The following is a 321-nucleotide window of genomic DNA, read 5'->3' as shown; positions in this document are numbered from 1 at the left end:
GGTCTCAAAAGGATATGTACCCTGTTTACTACAACTTGAACCATTACAATGACACGGTTAAGTTTGTAGATACCACGAATAATGATGAGATTAATGATCCAATTACGTTGAAGAACATTGCTTATACGACGCCAATGTCTGAAGTGGATACTAGTGCAGTTAACCAAGCTGTAAAGTATCTACAAGATAAGGGTTATGTTTTAACCAATAACCCATTGACGACGACTGGCTTGAAGCAAGACGCCAGTGATCAGACTTACACGCTTGAATTCAAGCATGATACTCAGGCAGGATCACAACAGGTTACACCAACGCGGATTG

At 40.5% G+C, this 321-nt stretch carries 1 protein-coding gene; it reads left to right on the top strand.

Annotation, left to right across the window (positions count from 1 at the left end; all coding sequences use genetic code 11):
* Positions 1 to 321, top strand: a 321-nt coding sequence (locus ACFIK0_RS09490) for a mucin-binding protein (protein WP_375663926.1), incomplete at both ends; no start/stop codon positions are given.

The sequence above is a fragment of the Bartonella sp. CL63NXGY genome (genome assembly GCF_042194905.1).
Classification (GTDB): domain Bacteria; phylum Pseudomonadota; class Alphaproteobacteria; order Rhizobiales; family Rhizobiaceae; genus Bartonella.
Note: the sequence above shows the minus strand (reverse complement) of the source record. Positions and strands in the feature narration are given on the sequence as shown.